This is a genomic window from Salmonirosea aquatica (genome assembly GCF_009296315.1).
Classification (GTDB): domain Bacteria; phylum Bacteroidota; class Bacteroidia; order Cytophagales; family Spirosomataceae; genus Salmonirosea; species Salmonirosea aquatica.
In genome coordinates, this window is the sequence record NZ_WHLY01000002.1 from 1694773 (window position 1) to 1713085 (window position 18313).

The 18313-nt window shown below is 52.0% G+C and carries 14 protein-coding genes; 3 read left to right on the plus strand and 11 right to left on the minus strand.

What is annotated here, in order from left to right; all coding sequences use genetic code 11:
• Nucleotides 1-110 precede the first annotated feature (110 nt).
• Nucleotides 111-1466, plus strand: a complete 1356-nt coding sequence (locus GBK04_RS08155) for an alpha/beta hydrolase-fold protein (RefSeq protein ID WP_152758489.1) — start codon at nucleotides 111-113, stop codon at nucleotides 1464-1466.
• A 65-nt stretch (nucleotides 1467-1531) separates the two neighbouring features.
• On the opposite strand, the gene pbpC is transcribed toward GBK04_RS08155, so the two are convergent.
• The gene (pbpC, locus tag GBK04_RS08160) at nucleotides 1532-3856 is read right to left on the minus strand and encodes a penicillin-binding protein 1C (protein ID WP_152758491.1); all 2325 of its coding nucleotides are present in this window, start codon (nucleotides 3854-3856) and stop codon (nucleotides 1532-1534) included.
• A gap of 270 nt (nucleotides 3857-4126) precedes the next feature.
• Here pbpC and glpK point away from each other — a divergent pair, with 270 nt between their 5' ends.
• The gene (glpK, locus tag GBK04_RS08165; protein WP_152758493.1) at nucleotides 4127-5641 is read left to right on the plus strand and encodes a glycerol kinase GlpK; all 1515 of its coding nucleotides are present in this window, start codon (nucleotides 4127-4129) and stop codon (nucleotides 5639-5641) included.
• 104 nt (nucleotides 5642-5745) lie between these two features.
• Here the strand turns inward: glpK and GBK04_RS08170 are convergent, their stop codons facing one another.
• Complete coding sequence (locus tag GBK04_RS08170; protein ID WP_152758495.1) at nucleotides 5746-6354, minus strand: hypothetical protein; 609 nt, start codon at nucleotides 6352-6354, stop codon at nucleotides 5746-5748.
• A 378-nt stretch (nucleotides 6355-6732) separates the two neighbouring features.
• Between GBK04_RS08170 and GBK04_RS08175 the strand changes: the two genes are divergently transcribed.
• Complete coding sequence (locus GBK04_RS08175; protein ID WP_152758497.1) at nucleotides 6733-7305, plus strand: hypothetical protein; 573 nt, start codon at nucleotides 6733-6735, stop codon at nucleotides 7303-7305.
• Nucleotides 7306-7372: 67 nt separating this feature from the next.
• Here the strand turns inward: GBK04_RS08175 and GBK04_RS08180 are convergent, their stop codons facing one another.
• The 9 genes from GBK04_RS08180 to GBK04_RS08220 all read right to left on the minus strand — a co-directional run bounded on the left by GBK04_RS08180 (nucleotide 7373) and on the right by GBK04_RS08220 (nucleotide 17994).
• Complete coding sequence (locus GBK04_RS08180) at nucleotides 7373-9823, minus strand: carboxypeptidase regulatory-like domain-containing protein (RefSeq protein ID WP_152758499.1); 2451 nt, start codon at nucleotides 9821-9823, stop codon at nucleotides 7373-7375.
• A 56-nt stretch (nucleotides 9824-9879) separates the two neighbouring features.
• A complete protein-coding gene (locus GBK04_RS08185; protein WP_152758501.1) occupies nucleotides 9880-11109 on the minus strand; it encodes a sterol desaturase family protein in 1230 nt (409 codons plus the stop codon).
• Between the two features lie 192 nt (nucleotides 11110-11301).
• Nucleotides 11302-12963 (minus strand): 7TM diverse intracellular signaling domain-containing protein, encoded by a 1662-nt coding sequence (locus GBK04_RS08190; RefSeq protein ID WP_152758503.1) that lies wholly within the window; start codon nucleotides 12961-12963, stop codon nucleotides 11302-11304.
• A gap of 571 nt (nucleotides 12964-13534) precedes the next feature.
• Nucleotides 13535-13900, minus strand: coding sequence for a helix-turn-helix domain-containing protein (locus GBK04_RS08195; RefSeq protein ID WP_152758505.1), 366 nt, complete (start codon nucleotides 13898-13900; stop codon nucleotides 13535-13537).
• Between the two features lie 99 nt (nucleotides 13901-13999).
• The gene (locus GBK04_RS08200; RefSeq protein WP_152758507.1) at nucleotides 14000-15283 is read right to left on the minus strand and encodes a mandelate racemase/muconate lactonizing enzyme family protein; all 1284 of its coding nucleotides are present in this window, start codon (nucleotides 15281-15283) and stop codon (nucleotides 14000-14002) included.
• A gap of 131 nt (nucleotides 15284-15414) precedes the next feature.
• On the minus strand, nucleotides 15415-16368 hold the full coding sequence (locus GBK04_RS08205; RefSeq protein ID WP_152758509.1) for an RraA family protein: 954 nt from the start codon (nucleotides 16366-16368) through the stop codon (nucleotides 15415-15417).
• Between the two features lie 97 nt (nucleotides 16369-16465).
• The gene (locus GBK04_RS08210; protein WP_152758510.1) at nucleotides 16466-16819 is read right to left on the minus strand and encodes a HepT-like ribonuclease domain-containing protein; all 354 of its coding nucleotides are present in this window, start codon (nucleotides 16817-16819) and stop codon (nucleotides 16466-16468) included.
• The gene (locus GBK04_RS08215) at nucleotides 16816-17103 is read right to left on the minus strand and encodes a nucleotidyltransferase family protein (RefSeq protein ID WP_152758512.1); all 288 of its coding nucleotides are present in this window, start codon (nucleotides 17101-17103) and stop codon (nucleotides 16816-16818) included. The genes GBK04_RS08210 and GBK04_RS08215 overlap by 4 nt, the downstream gene beginning before the upstream one ends.
• 9 nt (nucleotides 17104-17112) lie before the next feature.
• Entirely contained in the window at nucleotides 17113-17994 is an 882-nt protein-coding gene (locus GBK04_RS08220) for a tetratricopeptide repeat protein (RefSeq protein WP_152758514.1), read from the minus strand.
• Between the last annotated feature and the right edge of the window lie 319 nt (nucleotides 17995-18313).

Below are 18313 nucleotides of genomic sequence, written 5' to 3' on the forward strand. Positions count from 1 at the left end.
TGACCTCCGCTGTTCCCGGTCAGCTACCTTTCAAGGAATAAAGTACCCTGGTTTTGTAAAGAGCTTTTATACTTGACAAAGTACAGAACCTCATTAACCACGGGAACGCAATGAACAAAGACTCCTATGTTTTTGCCAACTTTTTTCTGGGTCTTTCCGTCGCCTGCGGCGTTTTGCAGTCCATTGTCCATTTCCTGATCGGTGCCCATATTTACACCCAATCCTCTTCGTCGAGCTGGTACCTGGTCACGAATCTGGTTTCCCTAATCGGTTTCCTGTTTTATCTACAATACTTCCACCACAAGCAGTATCAGCTGGCGTTTTCGACGGGCTTGCTGGCCATCCTGGCCAACATCATCCTGGCGAGCATCGTCTACGCCATCATGCTGTTATTCAAAGGACTTGAAAGGTACCATCCCATCGTGGCTATGGCAGCTTTGGGAACTAGTCTGGTCCATTCGCTTGCTCTTATTTTTTCTAAAGCCGGACAACGGTTCTGGTTAAAAATAGCGGGTATAGGGGGCGCAATCCTGGCTCTGACTCTACTTATCATTTTCTTGTTGGCCCAATCTTCTCCTGAGGTCTGGCCAAAGCAAGCGCTGGACAAAGTCAGTCAGTGGGCTTCGTTGGCGGGTCTGCTGCTTCCGGTGCTCTATATTTTAAATTTTAGGGATGAGATCAAAAAACTGCCTTCTACGGAAAAGACGAACGCTGCGAACCAGTTTTCGGAAAGTTTCATGGGTCTATTGGGCGTACTGGCATTGGGCGCTACGCTTTTCTTTGGCTTCCGCATAGCCCTGCAAGGCTACGAGGCTACCCATGTTTCGGCGTCGGTTCGGATACTGGCCAACCAATTTGAAGCCCGGACGTATGTGAACCGCCGCGGCGAAAAGCTATCCTACCGACTAATCCGGCCCCTGTCTTATGATTCTACCCAAAGGTACCCTCTGGTGGTGTGTCTGCACGGAGGCGCGGGCTATGGTACCGATAACATGCGGCAGATCGAGGGAATAGACCGTATGCTGGCGTCGGATTCAATCCGAAAAAAGTACCCTGCGTTTCTTTTTGTCCCCCAAATTCAGCTCGGTACCAGCTGGGGCGGGGTTCCGGGACTGATCGCGAAAGACTCTCTGGTTTTTGAAACTATGGCGGCCCTGGAAAAAGAGTTCAGTATCGACCCCACAAGAAGGTACGTCCTGGGCCATTCGCTGGGTGGCTTCGGGACGTGGTACTTCATCGGTACCCAGCCCGACCTGTTTGCGGCGGCCATGCCTTTCGCCGGGCAGGGCGATCCCGCATTGGCCAGAAACATGACGGGTGTGGCCGTGTGGGCTTTCCACGGCACGCTCGACCGCAATGTTCCGGTGAGTGGCTCGCGGGATGTGATCGGGGCCATCAAAAAGGCGGGGGTACCCCTCGGTACAGCGAATTTCCCAACGCCGGTCACGGCATCTGGGACGAAATAGAAGGTACCCCCGGCGTCATGGACTGGCTTTTTGCTCAAAAACGCGACTAGGTACCCTACATCCTCTCATAGCCGCTTTACTTCAATCCAGATATCCGTATTGCGCCCCTTATCATCGCTGCACGAGATTTTCACGCGGCCCAGCGGTGGCGCCATGAACACGGCAGCGGTGGGGGCGCTTTTCTGGTAGAGCTTGTCATTGATGTACCAATATACCTCCTCCACGTTGTTGGCTGCCTGGCAACTTAGCAGAATCTGTTGCGGTTCATCGCGGCGGATGTAGTACTCGCTGCCCTCGTTGGGACTCACGATGAACGGCGCGCCGTCGCGGAACACGCGCTCACAGGCCGGATTGTGGGGCGGCTCTTTTTCGTAAGGTAGCTTTTTCAGTTCGTAGTAGGCGATCAGTTCGGGGGCGAAGTTGGGGTAGGAACGACGCACGTAGCCACTCGTCGGCAGACAGTAGGGGCAGTACGTTAATTTGGCGGCGGCATCGGTAAAAACCCATTTTCGGTGGGTACAGCGGTGGTAGGGCGACACGCCCATCAGGTGGTAATCCACAATTTTATGGGTGCAGAATTCTACCGGAATATCTCCGCTCACGGCGCACACCAGCCGCACCGCCACGGCCTCGGGTGCCCGGTACCAGCCTTTGGGCGAGTTGTAATCCAGACTATTGAACACCGAAAAAAGCAGCGGCGTGGCCGTTTCGGCACCGCTCAGCTCAGGTACCCCCTGCCCCGAGAAGTTCCCGACCCACACGCCTACCGTGTAGCGCTTGTTATAGCCCACGCTCCACGCGTCGCGGCGGCCGTAGGAGGTACCCGTTTTCCAGGCGATGCGGGGCAGGTGGTAGGTGTTGTCGAAATTGGTGGGTAGGTCGGGGCGCGTGACCTGCGTGAGGACGTTGGTGATCAGAAAAGCCGCGCCGGGCGAAATGATGCCACTGCCAGTCGTTTTGTTTTTCTTGGATAAAACTCCGGAAGAACCAAAAGTCAGCGGACGTACCTCGCCGTTGTGCGCAAAGGCCGCGAAGAGCCGCGTGAGTTCTTCCAGGGTTACGCCGCAGCCGCCCAGAATCAGCGACAGCCCCAGGTCTTTGGCCTGCTTGCTCACGGTCTGGAATCCGGCTTTTTTGAGTTGATCCACCAGCACGGGGGTACCTACCTCTTTCAAAATCTTCACCGCCGGAATATTCAACGAATTGGCCAGCGCAAACTCCACCGTCACCGGTCCGTTGAACCGCTGGTCGAAATTCTCCGGCTCGTAGCCGCCGAAGTTGGTAGGTACGTCGTTGAGGACGGTTTTGGGCGTAATGAGGCCTTTGTCAAAAGCCGTGGCGTACAGCAGTGGTTTCAGGGTACTGCCCGGCGAGCGCACCGCCCGGATACCATCCACCTGTCCGCCGTCGTAGGGATTGGTAAAATCCGCCGATCCGACGTAGGCTTCGACGGCCATGGTTTCGTTATTGATCACCAGCACTGCCGCGTTGTGGATATTCTGACCGCGTAGCCGGTTGATGTAGTTTTTGACCAGGTCTTCCGTTTGTCGCTGTTTTTGCCGATTAATGGCCGTGTGAATGGTGGGTTGGTCGGGATACTCCTTTTTCAGGCGCAGCGCCAGGTGCGGTATTTCATGGGGTGCGGCGCGGCGACGTACCTCCAGCGGTTCGCGCAGGGCATCCTGAATGGTGCTTTTTTCAAACAAATTTTCCTTCTCAAAACGGTGTAGCCACGCGTTGCGGGCATTCAGCAGGGTTGCCGTGCGGGTGTCGGGCCGCAGGCTCGACGGCCGGTTAGGCACGATGGCCAGCGCGGTGATTTCGGCCAGGCTCAGCAGTTGGGGCGGCTTGCCGAAGTACAGCAGCGAAGCAGCTTTGATACCCTCGATGTTGCCGCCGTAGGGTACCAGGTTGAGGTACAGTTGCAGGATTTCGGTTTTGGAATAATGCAATTCGAGTTGGAAGGCCCGCAGAATTTCCACGAATTTGCTACCATAGCTGCGCTCGCGCGGTTCCAGCAGCCGCACGACCTGCATGGTGATCGTCGATGCGCCGGAGGTACGCCTACCCGTGAGCAGGTTGCGCAAAGCGGCCCGTCCCAGCGCCAGCGGGTTTACGCCCAGATGCCAGGCAAAAAAACGATCTTCCTTGTGAATGAGGGTTTTGCGAAGCAGCGGCGTAATTTCAGACACTTCGGTTTGCAGCCGCCACTTGTCGTCTTTACTCAAAAAAGCGTGCAGGACGGTACCATCCGCGGACTGGATTTGGGTGGAATAAGGTACCCTGGGACGGAAAGGAAAAGTAAAATCCAGGAACAGTCCTGTGAAGAGTAAAAATCCGAGTAGCCAAAACCAGCGGGTTTGGATGAAGATTTTGAGGTGTTTGAACAAAACTCTTTTGAGATTACGCCAGGAGCGTGTTATAAATGCGAATCTTAACAGTTCGCGACTGTTTGTGCCAGCTACAAATGCAAACCAGACCTTTCATTGAATTCTTAGCCAATCAGTATTTTGGGAATCTCCTGTACTTTTTCCATCGCCGACTCTTCAAATGGTTCTTTCAAAGATAAGTAAAAAGCATCATATCGAAGGGCGCTCACTACTTTCACCAACGACCGGAATAATCTCATAATTCATATCTCCTAACTCATAGCTGAATTCATGTCCAAATACGTCGCCGCCATTGATCAGGGTACCACCAGCACCCGTTGTATTTTATTCGACCGCCAGGGGAACATCGTTTCGGTGGGCCAGAAAGAGCACGAACAGATTTACCCCAAACCCGGCTGGGTGGAACACAATCCCGACGAGATTTGGAAAAATACGCTGGAAGTGATTGCCCTGGCCCGCATCAAGGCCTCCATTACTGCCGCCGATGTGGCGGCCATTGGCATTACCAATCAACGCGAAACGACAGTGGTCTGGAATCGCCGTACCGGCAAACCCTACCATAACGCGCTGGTGTGGCAGGATACCCGTACGGGCGAGCTAATGGCACGGTTTGAACGAGAAGGCGGCATCGACCGATTCCGCGCCACGACCGGCCTGCCGCTGGCTACCTATTTCAGTGGATTGAAGTTGAAATGGCTCCTTGACCACGTGGACGGCCTACGGGCCGACGCCGAAAAAGGGGACGCGCTATTCGGCAATATGGATACGTACCTGATCTGGAATCTGACGGGCGGCGCAAGGAGCAGCGGCTCCCGAGGCGGTATCCACGTCACGGACGTGACCAACGCCAGCCGTACCCAACTCATGAACCTGCGCACGCTGCAATGGGACGAGAGCATGCTAAATGCCTTTGACATACCCCGAGCCATGCTTCCAGCTATCAAAAGCAGCAGTGAGGTATATGGTCACGTACAATCGGACGCCCTGCCGGGGGTACCCATCGCCGGAGCCCTGGGCGACCAGCACGCCGCGCTCGTCGGGCAGGCGTGCTTTGAGCCGGGCATGGCCAAGAACACCTACGGTACAGGCTGTTTTCTGGTGATGAATACAGGCGACGAATTGCAACTTTCCGAAAAAGGCCTACTGACGACGATTGCCTACAAATTCGGCGATCAGCCCGTGCAGTACGCGCTGGAAGGCAGCATCGCCATTGCCGGGGCGTTGGTGCAATGGGTACGGGATAATCTGGGATTAATCGAAAAGAGCAGCGATATTGAAAAACTGGCGCAGAGCGTCGAGGACAACGGGGGCACCTACTTCGTGCCGGCTTTCTCGGGTTTGTACGCGCCCTATTGGCGCAACGATGCGCGCGGCGTGATCGCCGGATTGACCCGCTACGTGACCAAGGGACATATTGCCCGCGCAGTGCTGGAAGCTACGGCTTATCAAACCGTCGATGTGGTAAATGCCATGCAGCAGGATTCGGGCATCGAGTTGAAATCGCTGCGGGTGGATGGCGGGATGGTAGCCAACCAAATGTTGATGCAGTTTCAGTCCGACATGCTGGACGCTCAGGTGGTAGCGCCCGCCGTGGCCGAAACCACCGCGCTGGGCGCAGCCTACGCCGCCGGACTGGCCGTGGGATACTGGAAAGATCTGGATGACCTGCGCAAGAACTGGGCCGTAGCCCAGACCTGGAATCCTGCTATGCAGCAGGAAGACCGCACCCGACTCTACAAAGGCTGGCAGAAGGCGGTTACGAAGTCGTTTGGCTGGGAGGAGTAGCCTTTTTTGAGGGTACCCTGCGAGTACGATTCTTGTGAGGTACCTTTCATAAAGCAGGGTGGAAACACCCAACTCCACTAAACTTCACTCAACAACCAGAACTATCAAAAATTCGCCGGCAATCCGTACGCCACGCTGACCCCTACCACGCCATCGCCGCGCTTGAAAGTAGTGACCAGGCTGGCCGTAATGTCAAGGTACCTCCCGCCCGGAAGCGGAAGGGTGTACCCTACACCCGGTTCAAAGCGTAGCGAGGTGCGCATGGTTTTGCTGGCCGCAATATCAAGGCCCAGATTCAGGTCGGTGTGCAGGCCTTCCAAAACCGGGGGTAGGTACAGGCGCGGCCCGACCGTAACGGGCAGGCTGAACCCGTGGGTTTCGGTGGGGTACCCCACCACGCCCCCGTACATGGGTGTGTTGAATCCCCAGCCCGTAGCATAGTTATAGCCGTAGGTCAAATGCGTGAACCCCAGGTTGTAAGAATACGTCGAAATTCGGTAGTATTCGGCCCCCACCTTCGCGGTCAGGGCCAGGTTCTGCCTGATGGGATACTGTAGCCGGGCGTTCAGCCCCGCGCCGAAGCCCAGCCCATTGTATTTGCCCACGCCGTGCAATACATCGGCGGCGGAATATAGGATCGTTTTATCGGTCTGGGCGAATGTAGCAGCCATCGTAGCCGTACTGAGCAGAAGAATCGTGAGTAGCTTTTTCATACGTGCAGATGTTTGGTGAATTGACGTCTGCAAAGTTGCAGGCCCCACTACTCAGGGTCAATACTACATTTGTATGATATTTGGGGAGAGGAAGCATTTTCTCAGGTACCTACTGACACGGGTTGAAAAGCGGGTGGTACCCCCATTGAGACGCGCTTGGCAGTGAAGGCCTTTTTCTTGAAAAATAGCCCTACTCCGTGCAACATCCCGCATCGGATGGCAGTCTCTTATTCAGAACGTTCAAGACCTAAACCTTCCGTGAAGTTATTCCAGACGACTTTAACATTTCGTTAACATTCTTTCACAAGTCATTAACGAAAGCTCAGAATGACAATAGTTAGATTTGTTAAAATCAATTGGTTATAAAAAAAAGTAAACATGATGAAAACCGTACATTCCTATACTTTTTGCCTGACGCTCGTTGTTTGCGCCGCCTGGAAAACTGACCTGCCAGCAGATACCACATCTACCTCCTACCACCTAACAAAGGCGACCGCAAATCGTATTGATTTTTCTGGTGAATGGAAACTGAATGAGTCGGAAAGTAAACGTGATGGAAATTTTCCTATTTGCATTTTAGGAGAGCAAGATCATATACGTTCCAAAACAATGAAAATAGCCGAGCAGGCCGGTTTTCTAACACTAGACGTAACAAGCCCGTCGATTGACGGCGAGCTAGTGCCGAGAAAAGAGAAACTGGCCTTTGACGGTAAAGAAAGAGAGGCTCTCGTGGTCGGAAGCCCAAGGGAGGAATCTACCGCAAGGTGGTCGGATGATGGTCAAACGATGACTGTCAGTTCAGCCAGATTCCTTGATGATTACAGTGAGAAAGCAGTTATTAAAGTAACGGAGATTTGGAAGTTGATCAATGATGGGAAATCTATTGCTATCTCTGTCCAGGTAGATCGCTCTGGTTGGGACACCATGAAGCTCGTTTACAATAGGCAATAATCTGTGGATTACCGCTTCTAAGGCATGAAAAAAAGGATACCCGTAATAAAGTCAAACACCTTTCTTTTCAAAAATCAATCCGATAAAAAAAGATTGGCAAAAAGCCCAATTGATACTCCTGCCGATAGTAGGGTGGTTCGGGTGAGTAGCTCACGCTGAGCTGATTCTGAATGCCCAGAATATTCACAAAATCCACGGCGAACGTATGCGTCAATCGATTTTTATTGACCTTGTATTCGGTCTTGATATCGAAGCGGTTGTAGGGGACAAACTGCCGGGAGTTCAGGGTAGCCTCCTCAAAAATAACCGACTGTTCGCGGCGCGAGGCCGCTGCGTCGACGGGGCCGTACCAGCGCCCGCCCGTGGTGGTGTACTTCGCCCCGAGGTTGAGCGTCCGGCCTTTTTTGACCACAAATTCCCGGCTAAACAAGGCATTGAAGGCATACTTGCCATTGACGTCGGTATTGCGCCAGACCTTGTCCGATCCCTGGTACCTGGCGTCGAACAGCGAGGCGGTGAGCAGGAAGTAGTAGTTGTTGCTGAAAAACTTTTCCAGGGTCATTTCCAGGCCGTAATTTTTACCAAAGCCCGTATTCTCAAGCTGTTCCGGGAACACTCGTTCGGCCCCCGCACCTGCGTTCAGGATCGAGAAGGACGACGGACGTACGGTAACGGGTACCTTATAGAGATACTGATAATAGACTTCGGCCAGAAACCGCATGTTTTCGCGGAGTAGACGCGAGTACCCCGCCACCAGGTGAACGCTCTTGCGTAGACCCACCTCCCGCACCGGATAAGGTAGGGCGGGCTGACCTTTCAAATCGGGATGGTAAAAGTACAGGTAGGTGGGCAGTGACTGACTGTGTAATCCCGTCGCCAGCGAGATTTTCTGTCGTTTGGGTAAATCCCACGCCAGCCCCGCCCGGGGTTCGATCCAGGACTTGCTGTAGCTGTTGATCGTATTGACCAGGCTGGTCAGTCCAACGGTTAGCGCCAGGTTTTCGGAGAGGTACTCCTTGTACTGGACAAAGGGCTGGATCACCGCAAAAGTAGCGCCGTCGGCGTCCCACCGCTCCCGCCAGGGCGTCCACAGGGCGTCGGACTCATTGAATATCCGCACACTGTCATGTGCATTGAAACGGATCAGATCCAGGTTGATCCCTGCCCGCAGCGACCGGGTAGCCCCCCACTTTTTATTGAGGGTAGTGGAGAGAGAATACTTGGTTTCGGAAAACCGGAAATCGAGCAACGGGCGGATGGAGTCGATGGCGTAGCGTTTGTTCACTATGGTCGGCGCGCCGGTTTCGTCTTTTTGCAGGAATAGGAATTCATGCCTGGAATCCTGCACGTTGTTGGACACGGCTACCGTAGATTTGAGGAACAGGCTTTTATTTACTGAACGGCTATATGTAATGCCGCCAATCTTCATGTTGCTGGAATAATGCTGGTCGCGGTCGTTCTGTCCGAAAATGTTCCGGTCGGCGGCCTCCTGGGTGCTGGCCAGAATGTTGATGGTACTGGTACCTCCCAGCGCCCATACCGCCACCGATCCGGCCGAACTCCCGTTTTTATTTTTGAGCGGGAAATTCATGCGCATAAATCCATCGGCGTAGGAAGGGGTAGCCTGGGTACCAATGTCAATTCCCAGTTTTTTGAAGAGCCACAAATTGGCGTAGCGTCCGGTGATCAGGTACGAAGCTTTCCCGGTTTTGGAAAATGGCCCTTCGGCGATCAGCTCGGTACCCAGGAAACCGAACTGGGCGGCAGTTTCGTGCTTCTCGTTGTTGCCGTTGCGCAGTTTCAGATCAAACACGCCTGATACTGTATTGCCGAATTCAGCCGGAAACGCTCCCGTGAAAAAATCCGAATTAGCTAGGTACTTGTTGTTGATGATACTCACCGGACCACCTGATGAACCCGCCTCCGCAAAGTGATTGGGATTGGGAATCGAAATGCCTTCTACCCGCCACAACAGGCCCGACGGCGAATTGCCCCGAATCACGATGTCGTTGCGCGAGTCGTCGGCCCCCTGCACGCCGGCGAAGTTGGAGGCCATGCGGGCGGGCTCGCCCCGGCTGCCGGCAAAACGCCCCGTTTCTTCTACCGAAAACTGCCGGGCGCTGGCGGTGGCCATCTCGTTGGCGGCCTCGCCGTTGCGTCGCGCCCGCACCGTCACCGTTTCCAGGTTGGTCACCGCCTCCTCCATTTCCAGGTTCAGGATGGTTTCTTTTCCGGCGTCCACCAGAATATTATTGAGCAGTACTTCCTTGTAGCCCACCAGCGTCAGCTTGACCGTCTGCCGGCCCACCACCACGTTGGAAAGGCGAAAGGTGCCTTCCGCATCGGTGGCGTCGCCCTGCGGTTGTCCGGCAGAAGTGAGCAATTGTACCGTCACACCCACCAGCGGGTATTTGGCTTCTTTGTCCAGTACCAGGCCCCGAATGGTTTGGGTAGGCTGGGCGTGGGCTGCTCCAAACAACAGGGCCAGCAGCAAGGCAAGACAGGATATATTTTTCATTGGAAAAGTGGGTTGAGGTGTTGTATAGAATGGTTAAGTGAGGGATTAAAAAAGAATTAGAACTGTCCTCTGGGGCGGTAAAATAGCACGACGCTTACAAAGCTGTACAGATGGTAGAGCAGGCATACGGCCAGCCAGAGCGGATGGTGGAACAAGTCATAAAACAGAATCAGGCACCCACAGGTCAGCGGGATTCGGATCATTTCGGAGTTGAACAGCCACGGCTTGGCTTCCAGAATTCCCGACCAGTTGACAATCAGGTGCCAAAGCAGCAGGCTACCCGCCACCCGCTCCCAGGTACTGAGGGCGCTGTTGGGACTAATGACCAGCATCATCAGGACGGCACCAAATACAGCCCCCGAAATGAGGTAGTGATCCGAGCCGGGGATTCGAAACGTTTTGATTTTTCGCTGATTCTGGGCCGTAATCTCTTCTTTGGGTGGATGCACCGGAAGATTGGCGGGTCGCCAGCCCAGGGGCATAAACCAAATCCTGATTTTATCCCACCAATGCGTCGCCTGCCGGGCGTCCTGCCACAGCACGTAGTAATAGTGAAAATTGATCGCGATGGGATTCCAGGTTTCCGGTTGTCCGTACATACCGTAGATCACCTTGTCGGTTTCTTCTTCGTAGGTGCCGAACAACCGATCCCAGACGATCAGGAACTCGCCGTAGTTTTTGTCAAGGTACCTGAAATTCACCCCGTGATGCACCCGGTGGTGAGAGGGGGTAGTGAAGACATATTCGATCCAGCGCCACAGTTTCGGGATCAGTTCGGTATGGTGCAGAAAGGAAATGAACAGGTGGATGGCCGTCATTAGGTAGATGTCGAAGGGCCGAAACCCGATGATCGTCAGCGGCCAGAAAAAGAAAAACGAGAACAGTCGTTGTGTGACACTCGCCCGTAGGGCTACCAGGAAATTTATTTCCTGTGCACTGTGGTGGGGCGAGTGGGCCGCCCACATGATATTGATTTCGTGCCCCCAGCGGTGTACCCAGTAAAAAATGAAATCGACCCCCAGGAGCAAAAGCAGGTAATTATACCAGGTCATAGGCAGGTCGTCGATGAGGCGGAAATGTTCCCACAGGTAGCCATAGCCCAGGTATACCCCGGCGGCTACCAGTACGTTGACGGTTTGGTTGCCGATGGCCGTTCCGTAGTTTGTAATGGCTTCAGGAAAGGAGATCAGATTTTTTCGGTAGTAGAGGCAAAAACCAATCTCAGCCAGCACAAAGAAGATGGCGAGGGGAGCCAGCAGACTGTAAATGTTCGCAGAGGTACTCATCGTTTAGGCGGGGTTAAAAAGTTGCAGGATACTCTTTTCTACAAATTTCCCCGGACTGCCGCTCCCCTACAACCCACAGTTTGTGACGGCCATAGCTCAGTTTATCTAAGGTCGGTATCGGCCACCAACGGTCGGGATAATGCGCCCGAATTTACCAGTCCTGGTTGAGCCAGAAAGGTTTTTCCCACCGCGTCAGGCTTCCAGATTCATGGTTTTCATAAAATCGGCCTTGTTTCGCCGCGATACTTCCACGCTACTGCCGTCGTATAATTCTACGTAGCCACCGGCGCCACGAATGTATTTTGTCACATAATCCAGATTGATGATATGGGACTTATGCACCCTGAAAAAACTGGGGTCTTCAGAGAGTTGGGCTTCAAATTCGGCCAGCGACCGCGAGGCCAGGATTTTCTGTTTGTTGGAAAAATGAACATAAGCATAGCTACCCATTGCCTCCACCCGTACAATATCTCCCGCCGGAAATAGCAGGATGCCCTCCATGGTGGCAATGGCAATTTTCTTTACTTTTTGGCGCTGCTGCCTGAATTCTTTTAACAACAAGTGTATATCGGGTGTGGGGGTGGCCTGGGGTTGTTCGAGCTTTTGTTCCAGCAGTTGGGCCTGTGCGGCCAGTAGCTGTTCGTTTTCGGCACTCCGTTCCAAAGCCAGCGCTCTGGCTTCATTATGGGCTATTTTCAGGGTCTGGATCCGGTCAAAAAGCGCCACATTCAGGAACACGACCTGGAAGGTAGCTCCGATGTGGAACCCGTAGTAGGTAAAAAAATGATCGAATGAAAGTACCCCCAGCAGTGCCAACTCCACTGCGAGTATTTCGACAATGAATACGCCCCAACCCAGCAGGTAAAACCGGGCCGATTGGAATCCCTGGCGGTACATCCAGGAACCTACTGCCAAGAAACTAACGAAGGTGATAAATGTAACGATATTGAAAGCCATTTCGGCCCACCGGGCACCGAGCAGTTTCACCAAAAATGTAGCAACGGCCAGCCATCCCAGGACCACGAACACCCGGTGCACTTTGGGAAGTATACTGCGCATGGTAAGAAAGCTGACTGAAAACCAGATACTGGTCAGCAGGGTACCCAGCCTGATCAGACTGGTGTTGATGCCATTGTTCATGAAGGGCATGTCCCGCCAGAAAAAGTCGGCCAGGTAGCCTTCGAACGACAGAAATACCAACGACAGAAACAACACGTGAATCCCATAGAGCAGATACACGGAATCGCCGAGCGAGAAAAAAATAAACAGGCTGAATACCAGCGTCAGAGCCAGGGCACCGAAGGTAAAGGCATTGATCAGCGTTTCGTGGTACACCTCCTCAGCGAGGGGTTTCAAGGTACCCACTTTGATTCGTAACGACATCCCGTTCATATCGCGAACGCCCAACAGCATCTGGGTTGGCTGCCTGCCCAGGTCCAGCACAATGCTGTTGATGCCCAGCAAACGCCGTTCGAAAGGGCGCATGGCACCGGTTTCCACAAAATAATTCCGGTCTTTTCCTTTCAGGAAAGCATCGATGTAGTCGATATCCTGGGTTAGCAGGATCGCGTAAAGCTTCTCCGACGTAGCATTGCGTAGGTCGAACTTCAGCCACACCCGTGAATGCTCAAACCCCAGATTGATGGCGTTGCCTTCGATGGGCTTGAACTGATCGTTGCTGATTTTGAGTACGTCAGTGTAGGAAAGACGATTGGTATGATCTACGAAGTAGGTTCCCGATGAGCCCATACTGAGCAATTCCTCAGGGTTCGTATAGGTAATGACGGGTTGCGCATTAGCCTCAACCCATGCCAAAAACGCTAACAGGAACAGTACATGTAAAGGTTTTTTCATGTGCGTGTGCGGGGTTTAGGAACGATGAAGGAGAGGGGAACTTATAAAACTAGGGTTGAAAATCAATACAATAGTGACCGTTCGCTCAATTAAATGACCGTCTGATAAGTTTTCGGTACCCTACTATCTATATCTCTTTTGCGGCAAGCTTGCAGTGGCCCCTACCCGTTTCATTTGCTTCTACAAATCTCCCTGAACCCTCGCTCAAATACAACGGGCGTTTTGTGACAGGTATAGCGCAGTTTACCTGAGGTCGTTACTGGCCACCAACGGTCAGTGCTATACCTCTGCGCTTTACAGATTTTGATGGGGTTGAAAGGTACCTTAGCTCTCGGCTTATATGTATGGTTTTCAGGAGGCCGATCTTGTCGCGCCGGGGTACCTCAATCGGATTAGTTCGTAGTCCTTATCAGACCTTCAGTCAGATGATTTGGAGCAGAATGAGTTTGTGGGGGAGTCTTTTGTAGAATACCTGATCTTTTTCGTAAAGTAGGGTAGAAATACTAGACTTTACATCAAATTGGAGCATTTGGGTAAGGATTGTGGAGGTATCACGCATAGAACAGGCTACTCAAAACCCAATCCGCTCCCTTTCCCGCTCCGCTCTTCTCGCCAGTTCCAGACGCACCCACTCGTGAAACTTGCTTTTCCATTGTCCGATTTCCTGATGTAGCCAGGCGTTCTCTACACGCAGGGCCTCGTTGTCGCGGCGGAGCCATTCGGTTTCGCTGAGGGAAGTGGTTTCCAAGCCCAGGAGGGTAGGTAGGGGTACCTCGAGAAGCTGAGCGATGGCTTCCAGGCGCGAGAGGGGCGGCTCGGTGCGGCCGCGTTCGATGTCGCCGTAGGCCGAGGTGGAGAGCCCCAGCTCGTCAGCCATGTTTTCCTGCGAGAGGCCTTTTTGCTGCCGCAGTTGCCGGATTCGTTCGGATAGGTTCATGAGAAGTTCACGGTAAAATTAGTACTGTTCCCAAAGTAATGAAGTCAGATGAAAACACCTGACTTAATCAGAACAAAAAACAATAAAGAATCTCTCACTTTACTCAAAAAATGGCACACCGGGCGTAGCGTACTTTCGCATGCCTTCCTCGTTGATCTCCACGCCAATACCCGGCTTTTCGGAGAGCGTGATAAAGCCTTTTTCAATCATCGGTCCGTCGAAACTGATGATTTCCTTATACATCGGGTCTTCGTCGAAGTACACCTGCCATTCCAGAATGAGAAAGTTGGGCACCGACGCACACACGTGGCACGACGACATGGCGCCCAGGTAGGAGGCTACCATGTGCGGCGCAAAGGGTACATAGTAGAGATTGGCCAGGTTGGCAATGCGCTGCGCCTCGCCGAGTCCGCCCGCTTTCTGGAGATCAGGCATGATGATGTCCACAGCACCAAGTTCCATCAGTCTGCGGAAGCCGTGGCCCAGGTAGTGGTTTTCACCGGCGCAGATGGGCGTTTCGGTACTCTGCGAGATAATCTTGTAGGCCTCGGCGTTTTCGGCCGGGATAGGCTCTTCGAGGAAGAGTAGCTTGAGCGGCTCCATCATGGCCGCGATTTTCTTGCCCGTCGTCATATCGTAGCGCCCGTGGGCGTCTACGCAAATATCGATGTAGGGACCTACCGCCTTGCGCACGGCGGCGATTTGGTTGTACATCCGATCGAGTTCACCCTGGCTGGCGGTCCAGTTGTAGGCATCGTACTTGGCGGGGTCACGGGCTTCGTCTATATCGAACTTGACGGCGGTGTAGCCCGCTTTTACGGCGTTACTAGCGGCTTTGGCGAAATCCTCAGGCTTGGGGCCTTCGGTACGGTAGGCGGCGGTATCGCAGTACACCCGGATTTTATCGCGAAACTTACCCCCCAGCAACTGGTACACGGGCATCCCGTAGGCTTTGCCCGTCAGATCCCACAGCGCGGTTTCTACGGCAGTCAGCACGGCGATGAACATACCTGCCTGCGCACCCTCAAAAAAGCCCGAACGGCGGATGTCCTCGAACAAGCGGTGCACATTCAGCGGACTTTTGCCCTTGATGCGCTGGCCCATCATTTTCACCAGATGGTAGGTACCGGGCGTTGCATCCACGCCCTCACCGCAACCCCAGATATCCTGATTGGTGTAGATTTTCACAAACAGGCTATGCCCTCCCCGGATGTAGCCGCACTTGATGTCGGTGATTTTCAGGTCGGCGGGCTTGGACGACTGTGGGGTACGTTCGACAGCCTGGATGAGGCCTTCACCGTAGGTAGCCCCGGCATAAGCGGCCATTGCGCTGGCTAGTGCGCCCTTGCGGAGAAAAGAGCGACGGGAGTTTTTCTGTGTCATGAGCAGAGTATCGACCTTTTTTAGGTTTTAGAATTGAAAAAGAGGAGTAAAGTTTCGTTTGACCAGATGAGTGGTATACTCGGTCGGTTTTAGCTGGCAAACGCTTTAAAGAGCGGATAATCAAGTACGACTCACCACGTCCGTCCCTTCAGAAACTCCGCGACCTGCTCTTTGGGAACGGGGAGTTCGTTGATGTGGTCGTTGAGCCATTTCGAGAAATCCTTTTCGATGTCGTCGGTCCAGCGGTTGTCGATCTGGCCGGGGGTGTACTTTTGCTCACGCAGACGCAGGTGGCCGAACATATCGCGCAGTCGTACAATCTCGGAGGTTTTCACGACCTGCTCCACCAAGTGCGGCGGGATGAAAATCACGCCCCCATCGCGGCCCAGCACCACGTCGCCGGGTAGTACCATGGCGTCGCCAATGCGGGTAGGCTGGTTGATACCCGTAAGTGTGGTGTTCAAGTCGCCGTCGGGATTGTTGAGATGGTGTGACGGATGGTAAGTACGGAAAAATGAGGTAAACGACCCGATTTCCTTCAGGCCGGCAATATCACGGATAGCTCCGTCATAGACGATGCCGTTGCCGGTTTTGGCGTAGATGGAGTTACCGAGGTTATCACCGATGGTAGGACCATCGTTGTGGAAACCGTGGTGGTCCACTACATAGACATCCCGCTTCACCAGCAGGTCGATAGGCCAGGCATTCTGCGACTTGATCCGGCCATCCTTAGTATGTCCCTTTTCGTCATAAACACGCTGCACGTCGGGCCGGCCCGGCATGAAGGTAGCCGTCACGGCGCGGCCTACCAGCACACTGTCGGGATTGATAGTCATCCAGTTTTCGGTATACTGGTAGCGGTAATTCTTGTTTTTCAGCACGGCCCAGGCTTCTTCGAGGGTAGCCTTTTTTAGGCGGTCCAGCAATTCGTCAGGTACCTTAGGACGGCCGTCGGCGAAGCGCTCGCCCTTCCACTCAGGCGTAAGCATGAGGAGGTCGGCTTTAGAGATTTGCTGGGCAGGAGTGGTAGTGGATGCCGCGCAGACTACGAGCAGCGAAAGCAGGAAGCTGTATAATGTTTTCATGTAGAGTCGGAGAATAGATTTTAGGCAAAAGGAGGAATAGCCCGCACTTTTACTTATGTGCTGTGTAGACCTAAAATCTTTTGCTTCTCCTGCCTACCTAGGTACCCCTTTCCTGATCCAGCAGATTCTCCAACTGAATCTTATTATCCACCAGATGATCTTCAGCTATTTCCCAAAGGATGACGGGATCGATAAGATGATACTCGTGAATGGCAAAGTTCCTGAGTCCATACATCTGTTTCCACGGTAGCTGTGGATATTTTTCTTTGACAGCCTTAGGTACCTGATTGACAGCTTCACCAATTATTTCGTAATTCCTCGTAACGGCATCAATGACCATCTCATTTTTCAAAAAATCATCCAGGCCATTCACAGTGTCCAGGTACCTCAAGATTTTATCAATCGATTCAATGATATCTTCGATGTAGGCTATATGGCCTCTGTCTTTCATAAATAGATAACTTGCTCTAAAATAGTCTCTTTCCATTGCCTGCGCAGGGACCTTTCGGTAACCAGGTCAACCTTTCTACCTACAACCAATTCAAGGTACTCCTTCAAATCAAAGAACTTCCAGCCGATTCTTTTCTTGAACGACACCAGGATATCGAGATCAGAATCTTTATTGTAATCTCCTCTGGCAAACGAGCCGAAATACCCGATCTGATCAATACCGTATTCAGCGATTAAATACGGTTTGATGGATTTAAGTTTAGATTCTATCTCTTCATTTTGCATATAAAAAAGTCATCTTAAATCTTTCAGTATCTTCTCAGCATTTTTGTTGTCCGGGTTTAAAAACAAAGATTTTTCATACGCTTTGATTGCCTCTTTTTTATTACCCACTAGTAAAAGACACTCACCTAAACTATCAAAGGCATTGAAACCTGATGGGTATAATTGGGTGTTAAGTTCAAAAATAGCTAACGCTTCATTTTCTTTCTTTGATCTAATCAAACTGTACCCAAAACTATTTATTTGATTTTCACTAATATTATACTTAGATGAGAGCCCTTTGCTTTTTTCGGCTTTAATAAATTCAGTTGTTTGCTCAATTGAATTGGACTTTGAGTAAAAATCATTGATGGAAAGCAAATTCATAATGCGTGCTTTCTCACGCTGCTCAGCTAGAGATTCTACGCGATAATACTTTCGTTCGGCATCCGTCACTTTGGTAGTATCTATTTTGTACCGTTTCCATTTGGCATCCTGTCCCATCTTTACGTACTGAGTCCCGTATATTTGTGGTTCGTCTCTTCGCATTAAGTCACGGTCAATGGCTGCCGCCAAAAGCCATTTGTTGACCGTTGAATCCAGGTCAATTGCTTTCTTCATCATCTTCACTGCCATCAATGAGGCTGTTGTATCTTTGCCATGTTGAAAAATCATAGCGGAATGATAGTAGTCTTTACCTGTGACTACTTGCCCTGAATCCAGCATTTCATACACGCGCTTTTCTCTCATACTATCATTTTTGCTTAATTGATTCCAGTCGATATCTTGGACTTTCCTTGAATTCTGATCCTCATCGTACATCCTTTTCAACTCAGGGTTATCCTTGATCTGAGAAAATACATTCGTAAAAGACAGAAGCAGTAGGAAGGTTAAATAATCGATCTTGTTTTTCATGACTGAATGTTATGCTGCTCAGGAAATCAATAATCTTTTTCGATAAAAAGCCCATGCTGCTGTCAGTCTCCAACTGATAGCGTACCATAGACCGAATTATAGAATTGCAAAATACGCCAAATCCCCTAAAACCCAATCTGCCCTCCTTTCACAACCACCGCTTTGTCTTCGGCTGGTTTCCAGATATTAAGCCCCGCAAAAGCAGTTCAAAGGCAAAAAACTTCCTCTATTTTCACAAATCCTGACAATTTCTCACCTCTACTGACTAGAATAATCCGGCGGTTTGGCCAAATTTGTGTTCAAGGTACCTCCTGCTCTA

Excerpts from the sequence above, each read along its gene's own strand:
- GBK04_RS08155 (WP_152758489.1), top strand. The coding sequence starts at position 111 with ATGAACAAAGACTCCTATGTTTTTGCCAACTTTTTTCTGGGTCTTTCC.
- glpK (WP_152758493.1), top strand. The coding sequence starts at position 4,127 with ATGTCCAAATACGTCGCCGCCATTGATCAGGGTACCACCAGCACCCGT.
- GBK04_RS08170 (WP_152758495.1), bottom strand. The coding sequence starts at position 6,354 with ATGAAAAAGCTACTCACGATTCTTCTGCTCAGTACGGCTACGATGGCT.
- GBK04_RS08175 (WP_152758497.1), top strand. The coding sequence starts at position 6,733 with ATGATGAAAACCGTACATTCCTATACTTTTTGCCTGACGCTCGTTGTT.
- GBK04_RS08180 (WP_152758499.1), bottom strand. The coding sequence starts at position 9,823 with ATGAAAAATATATCCTGTCTTGCCTTGCTGCTGGCCCTGTTGTTTGGA.
- GBK04_RS08185 (WP_152758501.1), bottom strand. The coding sequence starts at position 11,109 with ATGAGTACCTCTGCGAACATTTACAGTCTGCTGGCTCCCCTCGCCATC.
- GBK04_RS08190 (WP_152758503.1), bottom strand. The coding sequence starts at position 12,963 with ATGAAAAAACCTTTACATGTACTGTTCCTGTTAGCGTTTTTGGCATGG.
- GBK04_RS08195 (WP_152758505.1), bottom strand. The coding sequence starts at position 13,900 with ATGAACCTATCCGAACGAATCCGGCAACTGCGGCAGCAAAAAGGCCTC.
- GBK04_RS08200 (WP_152758507.1), bottom strand. The coding sequence starts at position 15,283 with ATGACACAGAAAAACTCCCGTCGCTCTTTTCTCCGCAAGGGCGCACTA.
- GBK04_RS08205 (WP_152758509.1), bottom strand. The coding sequence starts at position 16,368 with ATGAAAACATTATACAGCTTCCTGCTTTCGCTGCTCGTAGTCTGCGCG.
- GBK04_RS08210 (WP_152758510.1), bottom strand. The coding sequence starts at position 16,819 with ATGAAAGACAGAGGCCATATAGCCTACATCGAAGATATCATTGAATCG.
- GBK04_RS08215 (WP_152758512.1), bottom strand. The coding sequence starts at position 17,103 with ATGCAAAATGAAGAGATAGAATCTAAACTTAAATCCATCAAACCGTAT.
- GBK04_RS08220 (WP_152758514.1), bottom strand. The coding sequence starts at position 17,994 with ATGAAAAACAAGATCGATTATTTAACCTTCCTACTGCTTCTGTCTTTT.